This is a genomic window from Arthrobacter sp. BF1 (assembly GCF_056680215.1).
On sequence record NZ_CM155271.1, the window covers coordinates 1,920,173 to 1,932,273 of the forward strand.

A 12,101-nucleotide genomic window follows, 5' to 3' on the forward strand; every position below is an offset into this window, starting at 1 on the left:
CATTTTCCGATCGCGGAGCCGCCCCTCACACCAGCGGCCACGGATACCGCATGCCGGTATGGTCCACCGGCAGCACGCCGTCATGCAGTATCCGCCGAACCCGGCGTTGTAGTGCTGCAACCTCGGCGTCGTCGAGGAGTTCGGCCACCTTGGCGGGTACGGCCTCGGCGAGCGGGATGATGTCCTCGAGCAGGGCGCCGGGGATCGGTTCGCCCGCGAAGTCCCAGATGACGGTCCGCAGCTTGAAGGGCGCGGAGAAGCACAGCCCGTGATCGATGCCCCAGATCCGCCCGTCGTCACCGCGCAGCACGTGCCCGCTCTTCCGGTCGGTGTTGTTGGTGACGTAGTCGAAGAGGGCGATCCGGGACAGGAAACGGTGGGTCTCGGGTGCGTCGGCGTACAGGGTGAAGTAGTGCTCACGGAAGTCGCACTCGACGAACCACTGCAGCGAACCGATCCCCAGAGGGGCGTCCTCTCGGATCACCGTCGTCGGCACCAGCCCCCACTCCAGGTACTCACTAAGCAGATAGGCCGCGCGTTCCCGGCGGAACAGCCCGGGCTCGAAATCGGAGAGCGGGCGTTCCCCGGCTTCAGGCTTGTAGACCGCTTGTGCGGAGTCGGCCCCGTTGGAGATCCTGACGAGGAACGTCTCGTTGCTGCTGCGGAGGATCCGTCCGAGCAGCTCCACCCGGCCTTCGCTCAGCAAGGTCAGCTCCCTGCCAGGCACCAGCCGCCCCTTTTCACCATCGGTCCCACATTCACGGCGCCCTCAGTCCACTCAGCGGTTCGGCGGTGGAATTCACCATCAGCACCGCCGGTGCCCGGCCCTCCATGAAGGAGATGGCCGACACCGAGCCGGGGCTGATAAGTATCCGCTGGAACAGGTCCAGGTGCGTGCCCAGCGCCTGGGCGAGGGCTGCCTTGATGGGGTCGGCGTGCGAAAAACATACGACGACGCCCCCTGAATGCGCAGTGCAGAGCGCCTCCAGCGTCCCCACCATGCGTGCCTGCATCTGCACGAAACTCTCCCCATTCGGGAAGCGGAACGCCGAGGGGGTGTGCTGGACGGTCTGCCACTGCGGCAGCCCCACCAGTTCCGCGAGCGCGGCACCCGTCCAGTCGCCGAAGTCGCACTCGAGCAGGCCGGCATGTTCGTGCACTTCCAGCCCGCTGCGGGCGGCTGTCGGCGCGGCCGTCTCGCAGGCGCGTTCGAGCGGCGAGGAGTAAATGCCGTCAAGGGGCAGGCCGGCGAGGCGGTCCGCCAGGCGTTCGGCCTGGTCGCGGCCCCGGTCGGACAGATGCAGGCCGGCGGCCCGGCCGGGCAGCACCATGCCGGTGGTGGGCGTCTCACCGTGCCGCACCAGGAGCAGGAGCGTGCCTGGCGGTTCCGACGCCGGGGCCGATTGTCCCGTTGGAGTGGCTGCAATCATCAGGATCCAGCGTATCGTTCACCGGTCGCCCCCGGGCAGGAATTCTTGGGAATCGCTCGATTCCCCGCTGGTTCGGGGTCTACCGTAGAGGGGTGAGTGATCGCCCCGATATTTTCACCGTTGGTGAGTTGCGTGCCGCCGGCCATGCCCGCAAGGACCTGCGCCTCGAAATCCGTGAAAACCTGCTGGCTGCGCTCGCCGCAGGCCGCGACCCCTGGCCGGGGATCTACGGGTTCGGCCGGACTGTCCTGCCGCAGCTGGAGCGCGCCCTGATCGCCGGGCACGACGTCGTCCTGCTCGGTGAACGTGGGCAGGGCAAGACGCGGCTCCTCCGTACCCTGGCAGGCCTGCTTGACGAATGGTCGCCGGTGATCGAGGGCTCCGAACTGAACGAACACCCGTACGAACCGATTACCGAGCAGTCCCGCGCCCAGGTCCTGACCGAAGGGGACCGCCTGCGGGTGGCATGGCGCCACCGCTCGGAGCGATACGTCGAGAAGCTGGCGACGCCTGACACCTCTGTTGCCGACCTCATCGGCGACGTCGATCCCATGCGTGTGGCCGAGGGCCGCCGGCTCGGGGACCCGGAGACCATCCATTACGGCCTCATCCCGCGTTCCAACCGTGGCATCGTCGCCATCAACGAACTGCCGGACCTCGCCGAGCGGATCCAGGTGTCCATGCTGAACGTGATGGAAGAGCGGGACATCCAAATCCGCGGCTACGTGCTGCGGCTGCCGCTCGATGTGCTGGTGGTCGCGTCCGCGAACCCGGAGGACTACACCAACCGCGGCCGGATCATTACGCCCCTCAAAGACCGCTTCGGCGCCGAGATCCGCACCCACTACCCCCTGGAGCTGGAGGACGAGGTCTCCGTGATCCGGCAGGAGGGCCGGCTCGTGGCTGACGTCCCGCCCGTCATCCTTGAGATACTGGCCCGGTACACCCGCGCACTGAGGCTGTCGCCGGCGGTCAACCAGACCTCGGGCGTCTCGGCACGGTTCGCCATCGCGGGTGCCGAAACGGTTGCCGCGGCGGCCCTGCGCCGGGCCAGCGTGCGCGGCGAGGAGCAGGCAGTAGCGCGGATCATCGACCTGGACACCGCCGTCGAAGTCCTCACCGGCAAGATCGAATTTGAATCAGGGGAGGAAGGCCGCGAGGAGGCAGTCCTTGAGCACCTTCTGCGCACGGCCACCGCGGAAGCGGTGCTGGCGCACTACCAGGGCCTGGACCTTGGACCACTTGTGGCCGCACTGGACGGGCACCGGACCGTCACCACCGGGGACCAGGTCACCGCCCGCGAGTTCCTCGAAAACCTGCCATCCCTCAACGGATCAGCCCTTTACGACGAGATCAGCGGCAGGCTGGGCGCACAAAACGACGGTCAGCGCGCCGCCGCCATCGAACTCGCCCTCGAAGGCCTCTACCTCGCCCGGCGGATCTCCAAAGAGTCCGACGACGAGGAAACCATCTACGGCTAGCAAACCCGGAGAGAGGCGAACCATGAGCCTTCACCACCGATCCTCCAAGTACGGCCGGTACGCGGGAGGGCCGGACCCGCTTGCGCCTCCGGTGGACCTGGCGGAGGCCCTGGACGCAATTGCCGAGGACGTTATGGCAGGCTACTCGCCCCGGCATGCCCTGCAGGAGTACCTTCGCCGCGGCGGCCGGAACCGGGAGGGGCTGGATGACCTCGCCAGGCGGGTTCAGCAGCGCCGCACCGAACTGCTCAGCCGCCACCGGCTGGACGGCACGCTGAACGAGGTCAAAAAGCTGTTGGACACTGCCGTCCTGGAGGAGCGCAAGCAACTGGCCCGCGACGCCATGATGGACAACACCGACCGCGCCTTCCGGGAGATGCAGCTGCAAAACCTGCCGCAGTCCACGGCCGCGGCTGTTAACGATCTGGCCTCCTATGACTGGCAGTCCAGCACCGCGCGCGAGGCCTACGAAAAGATCAAGGATCTGCTGGGCCGTGAAGTCCTTGACCAGCGCTTCGCTGGCATGAAGCAGGCACTTGAGGGCGCCACGGAGGAGGACCGCGCGGCCGTCAACGAGATGCTGCAGGACCTGAACGGGCTGTTGGACAAACACCGACGCGGCGAGGACACTGACGCGGACTTCCAGGACTTTATGGCCAAGCACGGCCAGTTCTTCCCGGAGAACCCGCAATCTGTCGAAGAGCTGATCGATGCCCTCGCCCAGCGTGCGGCGGCAGCCCAGCGGCTCATGCAGTCGATGTCCCCCGAGCAGCGGGACGAGCTGATGCGCCTGTCCGCCCAGGCGTTCGGCTCACCCGAACTCATGGCACAGCTCGACCAACTCGACGACAGCCTGCGTGCCCTGCGCCCCGGCGAAGACTGGACCGGCTCCGAACGGTTCGAGGGACAGGAAGGCCTCGGCCTGGGTGACGGCACGGGCGTGCTCCAGGACCTCGCCGAGCTCGACGAGCTGTCCGAACAGCTCTCCCAGTCCTACAACGGATCACATCTGGACGATCTGGACCTGGATGCCCTCGCGCGGCAGCTCGGGCAGAACGCCGCCGTGACAGCCCGCACCCTGGCCGACATCGAGCGGGCCATGCAGGACGGGGGCTATTTGCGGCGCGGGACCGACGGCGACCTCCGGTTGTCCCCGCAGGCGATGCGGCGGCTTGGCAGGTCCCTGCTGCGGGACACCGCCAAACAGCTCTCCGGGAGGCAGGGGCGCCGCGACACCCGGGTGGCCGGCGCCGCCGGCGAGCAGACCGGTTCCAGCCGGCAGTGGGAGTTCGGGGACGCGGAGCCCTGGGACGTCACCCGCACCGTCACCAACGCCATCCGCCGGACCATGGCCGACGGCGGCGACCCGGGCAGCGGATTACGGCTCAGCGCGGCGGACATCGAGGTAGCAGAGACAGAGGCGCGCACCCAGGCCGCCGTTGTCCTCTTGGTGGATGTGTCATTCTCGATGGCGGCCGAGGGACGCTGGGTGCCGATGAAACGGACCGCGCTTGCCCTGCACCACCTGGTTTCCAGCCGCTTCCGGGGCGACAGGCTGCAGCTGATCACCTTCGGCCGCTACGCACAGAACATGGACATCGGCGAACTCACCGCGCTGGCCTCGCGGCGGGAGCAGGGAACAAACCTGCACCACGGCCTGCTGCTGGCCAGCCGCTTCTTCCGCCGGCACCCCTCGATGCAGCACGTCCTCCTGGTGGTGACCGACGGCGAGCCAACCGCGCACCTGCTGCCGGACGGAGACTCATGGTTCGACTATCCACCCGACCCCGAAACCATCCGTGTCACCATCGCCGAACTCGACCGCCTGGGGCGGGCCGGCACACAAGCCACCTTCTTCCGGCTAGGCGACGACCCGGGGCTCGAGCGGTTCGTCCAGCGGATGGCCCGCCGGGTGGACGGCCGGGTGGTTGCGCCCGAAGCCGGGGATCTCGGCGCCGCCGTTGTGGGCGAGTACCTCAGGGCCCATTTCCGCGACCGCCCCTACGACGACGCCGACTGGGTCTCATAGGCCCGTTCTGCGTGCGCCTGGGCCGCGTGCGCCTGCGCCTGCCGGCCAAGCCAGTGCGCGCTCTCCTTGGGCGTCCTTTCCTGGGTCTCGCGGTCAACAGCGATGAGGCCAAACTTCGGACCGTAGCCGAACACCCATTCGTAGTTGTCGAAGGCGGTCCAGGCGATGTAGCCGCGGACGTCGATGCCGTCCGCCAGGCATGACGCGACGCAGTCCACTGCGGCCCGCAGGTAGTCCACGCGCTGCGCATCGTCCTCGGAGGCCAGGCCGTTTTCCGTCACGATCACCGGAATACCGGAAATCCTGGCAGCTTCCCGGATGGTGGCTTCGAGTGCCTGCGGGTAGATCTCCTCACCCATCTGGTTGGTGGGCACGCCCTCCGGCGCCGGGGCGTGGCCGTTCGGGCCGTAGACGGTGCGGCCGTAGGTTTGGATGCCCACAAAGTCGTCACCGCGGGATGCCTCCAGAAAGCGTTCGTTGACGTCGCGGCGCACCCGGCCGGCAAGTTCCTCGCCGCCGTCAATCGACTGGATGTCCGAGTTCGCGAGCGTCCAGCCCACCGGAAGTTCCGGCCGCCGGGCTTTAATCGCGGCGGCGGCGGCGCGGTGTGCCGCCAGCTTCACGGCGAACCCGGCCTCCGTGGAGCAGAACTGGAACGGCGCCACCGTGCTGGCGTCCACGCCGAGGCGTTCCGCGGCCGCGGCCCACACCGGCACTGAGCCACGGTTCTCCGGTGCCACGCCGCCGATCCCGAACGACTCCAGCAGCCACGGCAGGTTGGGCTCATTCAGGGTGCAGGCAACGCCAATAAGGTCGCCCAGGTGCGCCATGACGCGGTCGCAGTAGCGCGCGAAGAGCTCCGCGGTCCGGGGGCCCTCCCAGCCGCCCACGGCGAGGAGCCAGCGCGGTGACGTGAAGTGGTGGAACGTGACCACAGGGGTGAGGCCGTGCTCGTGGCAGGCCTCCAGCATGCGCCGGTAGTGGTCCAGCTCGGCCCTTGAAAAGTGGCCTTCCTCCGGTTCGATCCGGGCCCACTCAACGGAAAAGCGGTAGGTGGTGAAACCGAGCCCGGCGATGAGGGCGATGTCCTCGCGGTAGCGGTGGTAGTGGTCCACGGCGTCAGCCGACGGCTCAGAAAACATGCTGCCCGGGAGGTGCTCGAGGAACCACGTGTCGCTGTTGACGTTGTTTCCCTCCACCTGGTGCCCGGCGCTGGCGACGCCCCAGAGGAAGTCCTGCGGGAATGGTGTTGCGGTAGTCATGTAGTTCCTTTCGGTTCAGCGCTTAAGAACAGCGCACGGGGCCTCTCTGCCCTGGCTTTCAATCCTTTCCTGCAGCGTGACCGGGGACACAATACCTTTTCAATCAATGACATTCTCATGTGAGCGCCAAACCTCCCCGGCCGATGCTTGAGGGGAGCCGGCCACCAGCCCGGCCCCCAACTCTTGAATCTCCGTTGTCACATCAGAATGCAAAGGCGCACTACATGAAACTGAACTCCACCGCCCGTGCGAGCTCCGCCGTTCTGGCCGGCGCGCTCCTGCTGGGATCGCTGACCGCCTGCGGCGGCTCCGGCCAGTCAGCCGCCAAAGCGGACACCAGCTCCCTGACCCTCGCCGTCGACAGCGACTCGGCATCGTTCGGCTTTGACCCGCTGCGCGTCTCAGCTGCCCAGCGGCAGTTTTTTGAAGGCCTCTACGAGAGCCTGATGACGCTTCAGCCGGACGGCTCCGCAGGTCCGGGCCTGGCCAAGGAGTTCAGCTACAACGCCGATAACACCGTCCTGACGCTGACGCTCAAGGACGGTGTGACGTTCACCGACGGGTCAAAGCTCGACGCCGAGCTGGTCAAGGCAAACCTCGACCGCCGGTCCGATACTGCCCTGAGCGCCTACTCCGCCGTAGCCAAGGGCGGCGCCCAGGAAATCGCCTCCGTTGCCGTGGTCAGCCCCACCCAGGTGGCTTTGACCTTCACCAAGCCCCAGCCCGGCTTCGAGAAGAACCTGGCCTCCACCACCGGCATGATTGTGGGCAAGAACGGCGTCACGGACACGGCCAGCCTCGCCGCCAACCCGGACGGGTCCGGTCCCTACACGCTTGATCCCAGCACGGTGAAGGGCAACAAATACGTCCTGGTGAAGAACAGCAAGAGCCCGGAAGCCTCGAAGTACACGTTCGACAAGGTCATCTTCAGCGTGGTCCAGGACCCGCAGGCCCGGGCGAACGCCCTGGTTTCCGGCCAAGCCGACGTTGCCATGCTGACCTCGAACACCGTTGACTTCGCCAAATCCAAGGGCGTGGGTGTCTCCCAGATCGGCGGCACCGTCAACACCATGATCTCCTTCGACAAGATCGGCAAGACCGCCCCCGCGTTCGCGGAGGAGAAGGTCCGGCAGGCCATCCAGTACGCCATCAACCGCCAGGCCCTGGTGGACGCACTGCACAAGGGTGACATCCCCGCCTGGAACGCCCTGCCCAAGGATTCCGCAGGCTTCACCAAGGACATTGAAACCACGTTCGCCTACAACCCGGACAAGGCCAAGAGCCTGCTGGCCGAAGCCGGCTACCCGAACGGTTTTGAGTTCACCATCATTGCCAGCGCCCAGACCCAGACGGACCTGCAGGCAGTCCAGAAGGATCTCGCCGCCGTCGAAATCACCATGAACGTGAAGATGGCCTCCTCAACGGATGAAGCCTTCGCCGCCGTGGCCACCACGCCACTGGGATACGCGCCGCTGAACTGGGACAACCCGGTTGGCGTGATGTACGGAGCTATCCTGAACGGCTTCACCAACGTGCAGAAGGCCACCGACGAGAAGCTGAGTGCAGCCACCGGCGAACTGGCAGCCGCCAAGGACGACGCCGCTGCCAAGGCAGCGGCCACCAAGCTGAACACCCGGCTGGTGGAATCGGGCTGGATGATCCCGCTGTACGAAGCGCTCACCAATCAGGGCTACAACACCAAAAAGGTGGCCCCGGTGCAGTTCGCCGGCACCAACGCCTACCCGCTCCTCTCGTCCTACAAGCCGGCCAGCTAATACCCCCAAACTCTCCGGGCGGCCGCCTTTAGCGGGACGGCCGCCCGGAAAGCTCTGACCGATGGAGGTCACCATGGCACTATTCATCACCAAGCGCCTGCTCATGGCGCTGGCCACCGTGCTGGTGGTTGCGGTGCTGGCATTCCTGCTGGTGCACGCAATGCCCGGCAGCCCCGGTGCCGTGTCCCTCGGCGCCGGTGCTTCCCAGGAGGCGATCGATGAGGTCAACCGCCGGCTTGGCTGGACTGACCCGCTCCTTGTCCAGTTCTTCAGCTGGCTCGGCGGCGCAGTCCAGGGTGACCTCGGCATCTCCCTCATCGACGGACGCTCGGTGAGCGCGGACCTCGCCAGCAGGCTTCCCGTGACCGCGTCACTCGCTGCCGGCGCCACGCTGCTCAGCGGAATCCTCGGCATCGCACTGGGCGTCACAGCGGCTGTCCGGGGCGGCCTGGTTGACCGCATCATCGGCGGCGTAGCGGGCATGGCCGTAGCACTCCCGGCCTTCTGGATCGGCATCATCTTCGTCTACCTCCTCGCAGTCCAGTCCTCCGTCTTTCCCGCCACCGGCTATGTTCCGTTCGAGGACTCCCCGCAGGACTGGGCGTTGTCCCTCGCGCTGCCGGTGATCACCCTGGCCGTGGGTGGCGGGGCCTTCATTGCCCGGCAGACCAGGGCTTCCATGCTCGAGGCGCTCCAGCAGGAGCACATCCGTACCCTCCGGGCCACCGCCACCCCTACCTGGAAAATCCTGTACGTCCATGCCCTGCGCTACGCCAGCCTCCCGATCGTGGCCGCCATCGCGCTGCAGTTCATCCAGCTTTTCGGCGGCTCCGTCATCGCCGAGCAATTGTTCGCCATGCCGGGCCTGGGCCAGGCCGTCCAGAACTCCGTCAGCACCCATGACGCCCCGTCCGTCCAGGGCGTGGTGGTGATCGCCACCGTTGTGGTGGTCGCCGTGAACCTGGTGCTCGAACTCGCCACCAAGTTCCTCGACCCGAAGTTGCGTGCCTCATGATCCCCAACGTTGCCCCCGTCCCCGCGGACGCGGACCAGACAGCAAGTACGACGGCGGCTGCCGTCCTTCCCGGGGCCCCGCGCCAAGGCGCGGCGAAGAAGTTCTCCGGCAGCAAGCTGTTCGGCTCTCCGGCGAGCATCGCCGGCGTCATCTGGCTGGCCGCGCTGGTGGCCGCCTCCCTGACGGCGCCGCTGTGGCTGCCGTTCAAGACCGAGGACCAGGACTTCACCGCCGTCCTGTCCGGACCAACTGCCGCACACTGGCTCGGCACCGACGAACTGGGCCGGGACCTCCTGAGCCGCATCTTCGCTTCCGCAGCCGGCACACTGGGGACATCCATGATCACGGTGATTGTCGCCGTCGGCCTCGGAACCCTCCTGGCGATGCTGGCGGCGGCCGCCGGGGAACGTGTGGAGAACGTCATCAGCCGCGCCACCGAAATCATGATGTCGCTGCCCGGCACGGTGATCATCCTCGCCGTCATCGGCGCCGTCGGAACCAACATCCCGCTGGTGATGGGAATCCTGGGCGTGCTGATCTCGGCGGGCATCTACCGCGTGATGCTGGGCCAGGCGAAATCCCTGCAGTCCCAGCTCTACGTGGACGCCGCCAAAGTGGACGGCATGGGCACGGCCGGGATGAGCCTCCGCCACGTGCTGCCCGGCCTGACCAACACCATCGTGGTCCAGGCGGCCCTGATCTTTGCCGTCGGCATGCTCATCCAGGCCGGCCTGGCGTTCATCGGCTTCGGCCCGCCCATTCCCGAACCCAGCTGGGGCGGCATGATCCAGGGCGCCTCGCAGCACGTCTACGACGCCCCCTGGCTGATGGTCCCCACCGGTGCCGTGCTGGCGCTGACAGTCCTGGCCGCCAACGCCATCGGTAACGCCCTCGGCAAGGCACCCAACGCCACTGCCTCACACCTGCCCTCCGCCGCCGCGCGGCGCCAGCGCGCCAAATCCGTCGCCGCGATCGCGGCAGCTGCGCCGGCTCCGAAAGACTCAGCGAAGGACACGCTCAGCGTCCGGAACCTTTCCGTAGGTGTGGAGAACGGGGTCCGCCTGGTCACGGACGTCTCCTTCGACGTCGAACCCGGCACGGTCCTGGGCCTGGTGGGCGAGTCCGGTTGCGGCAAGACCATGACGGCGCTCTCGCTGCTGGGACTGCTGCCCTCCGGAGTCTCCGCGGCTGAAGGACAGATCCTCTGGAACGGCAAGAACCTGGCCGCGGCCACCGAGAAGGACATGGAAGGCATCCGCGGACGCGAGGTGGCCCTCATCTCGCAGGAACCGATGCGCGCCCTGGACCCCATGTTCACGGTGGGCTACCAGCTCACCGCAGCTATCCGCCGGCTCCGCAGGACGGGCAGGTCCGAAGCGAGGGCCGAAGCCCTGGGCCTGCTGGAGAAGGTGGGTATCGTGGACGCCGCGCGCATCCTCAAGACCTACCCGCACCAGATCAGCGGCGGCATGGCCCAGCGCGTGGCCATCGCCCTAGCGCTCTCCGGACGGCCCCGCCTGCTCGTGGCAGACGAACCCACCACCGCACTGGACGTCACCGTGCAGGCCGAGATCCTCTCGCTGCTGCGCAGCCTGGTGAAGGACACCGGAATGTCGGTGGTCATGGTCACCCACGACCTCGGCGTGGTGGCCGACCTCTGCGACCAGGTGGCCGTTATGTACGCGGGCCAGGTGGTGGAGAACGGCCGGACGGACAACATCCTGGACAACCCGCGCCACCCCTACACCCTGGCCCTGCTGGCCGCGGATCCGCATGCCAACCATGCCGCGGACATGCCCGAACGGCTGGCCACCATCACCGGCCAGGTTCCGCAGCCCAAGGACTGGCCAAGCTCGTGCCGGTTCGCCGCCCGCTGCCAGTTCGCCGGCTCCGCCTGCACGGTCCCCATTCCGCTGCTTCCCTCCGGCACCGGCGACGGCGTGGTGCGCTGCGTCAAAGCCGACGAACTCGCCGTCGAGGGCTTGGACTGGGTGCCAACGGACGTCCCCGCCCGCCGCGTATTGACCCTGTCTGAAACCCTGGCTGTTGAAACCCGGACTGTTGAAAAGGATCACGCATGAGCACCGCAACCTCGGTCCGCCCCGAAGCGTCGCGGCCCGCTCCCGCCCAGCCCCTGTTGGAGGTCAAGGACCTGGTGGTCCGCTACGGACGCGGCCGCAAGGCAACTGCTGCACCCGCCGCCGTCGACGGCGTGAGCTTCAGCATCGCCGCCGGCGAAACCGTGGGGCTCGTGGGGGAGTCGGGCTCGGGCAAGTCGACCATCGGCAAAGCGATCCTGGGCCTGCAGAAGGTTTCCGGCGGGTCCATCACCTACCAGGGCAATGACATCACGTCAGCCGGTGCCTCCCAGCGCAGGGCATTGGGCGGAGAACTGCGGGCCGTCTTCCAGGACCCCAACTCGTCGCTGAACCCGCGGAACACCGTGGGCTCCTCGCTGGCGGAACCGCTTCGGCTCCGCGGCGTGAACGCGGCCGAGGCCCGGCAGCGCGCGGAGGACATGCTGGAACGGGTGGGCCTGCCCCGAGAGGCCGTGGACCGGTACCCCAGCCAGTTCTCGGGCGGCCAGCGGCAGCGCATCTCCGTGGCACGCGCCCTCATCTGCGACCCCAACCTGGTGGTCTGCGACGAAGCCGTGAGCGCGTTGGACCTCTCCACCCAGGCCCAGGTGCTGAACCTCTTGGCCGACCTGCGGGACGAGCGCGGCCTGGGCTACCTCTTCATCGCCCACGACATCGCCGTGGTCCAGTTTCTGGCCCAGCGCGTGGTGGTCCTCTACCGCGGGCAGGTGATGGAAAGCGGACCTGCCGCCGCCGTCACAGAGAACCCCAAGCACCCGTTTTCCCAGGCCCTGGTGGCGGCGTCCCCGGTGCCACGGCCTGCCGAGCAGGCCGCACGCCGCCAGGCCCGCGAGTCGCTCGGCGTCCGGACCGGAGCGGCCGCCACCCCCGGTCCCGGAGGGTGCCCCTTCAGGCTCCGCTGCCCCCTGGCCACGGATCTCTGCCGCGACGAGCGCCCGGCGCTGCGGCTGGTGGGCGCTTCCGAGGTTGCCTGCCACTACGCTTCCTGACCCTTTTCTCCCCAACCCCTG

9 protein-coding genes are annotated in these 12,101 nt (G+C 67.6%); 6 read left to right on the plus strand and 3 right to left on the minus strand.

Features of this window, described 5'->3' with window-relative positions; genetic code table 11:
- Positions 1-25 precede the first annotated feature (25 nt).
- Positions 26-727 carry an SCO1664 family protein gene (locus tag AC1MCD_RS08975; RefSeq protein ID WP_498677761.1) on the minus strand — a complete coding sequence of 234 codons (702 nt, stop codon included), beginning with the start codon at positions 725-727 and terminating at the stop codon, positions 26-28.
- Between the two features lie 31 nt (positions 728-758).
- Entirely contained in the window at positions 759-1,430 is a 672-nt protein-coding gene (locus tag AC1MCD_RS08980) for an MSMEG_4193 family putative phosphomutase (RefSeq protein WP_498677762.1), read from the minus strand.
- A 92-nt stretch (positions 1,431-1,522) separates the two neighbouring features.
- Here AC1MCD_RS08980 and AC1MCD_RS08985 point away from each other — a divergent pair, with 92 nt between their 5' ends.
- Positions 1,523-2,911 carry a sigma 54-interacting transcriptional regulator gene (locus AC1MCD_RS08985; RefSeq protein WP_498677764.1) on the plus strand — a complete coding sequence of 463 codons (1,389 nt, stop codon included), beginning with the start codon at positions 1,523-1,525 and terminating at the stop codon, positions 2,909-2,911.
- 22 nt (positions 2,912-2,933) lie between these two features.
- Positions 2,934-4,940 carry a vWA domain-containing protein gene (locus AC1MCD_RS08990; protein WP_498677767.1) on the plus strand — a complete coding sequence of 669 codons (2,007 nt, stop codon included), beginning with the start codon at positions 2,934-2,936 and terminating at the stop codon, positions 4,938-4,940.
- Here the strand turns inward: AC1MCD_RS08990 and AC1MCD_RS08995 are convergent.
- A complete protein-coding gene (locus AC1MCD_RS08995; protein ID WP_498677770.1) occupies positions 4,913-6,202 on the minus strand; it encodes a glycoside hydrolase family 1 protein in 1,290 nt (429 codons plus the stop codon). The genes AC1MCD_RS08990 and AC1MCD_RS08995 overlap by 28 nt on opposite strands.
- Before the next feature lie 224 nt (positions 6,203-6,426).
- Here AC1MCD_RS08995 and AC1MCD_RS09000 point away from each other — a divergent pair, with 224 nt between their 5' ends.
- The 4 genes from AC1MCD_RS09000 to AC1MCD_RS09015 all read left to right on the plus strand — a co-directional run bounded on the left by AC1MCD_RS09000 (position 6,427) and on the right by AC1MCD_RS09015 (position 12,080).
- The gene (locus AC1MCD_RS09000; RefSeq protein WP_498677771.1) at positions 6,427-7,977 is read left to right on the plus strand and encodes an ABC transporter substrate-binding protein; all 1,551 of its coding nucleotides are present in this window, start codon (positions 6,427-6,429) and stop codon (positions 7,975-7,977) included.
- Positions 7,978-8,038: 61 nt separating this feature from the next.
- Positions 8,039-8,992: an ABC transporter permease gene (locus AC1MCD_RS09005; RefSeq protein ID WP_498677772.1), complete on the plus strand. Its 954-nt coding sequence runs from the start codon at positions 8,039-8,041 to the stop codon at positions 8,990-8,992.
- Positions 8,989-11,073 (plus strand): dipeptide/oligopeptide/nickel ABC transporter permease/ATP-binding protein, encoded by a 2,085-nt coding sequence (locus AC1MCD_RS09010; RefSeq protein WP_498677774.1) that lies wholly within the window; start codon positions 8,989-8,991, stop codon positions 11,071-11,073. Before AC1MCD_RS09005 ends, AC1MCD_RS09010 begins: the two co-directional genes overlap by 4 nt.
- The gene (locus AC1MCD_RS09015) at positions 11,070-12,080 is read left to right on the plus strand and encodes an oligopeptide/dipeptide ABC transporter ATP-binding protein (protein ID WP_498677776.1); all 1,011 of its coding nucleotides are present in this window, start codon (positions 11,070-11,072) and stop codon (positions 12,078-12,080) included. The genes AC1MCD_RS09010 and AC1MCD_RS09015 overlap by 4 nt, the downstream gene beginning before the upstream one ends.
- Positions 12,081-12,101 lie beyond the last annotated feature (21 nt).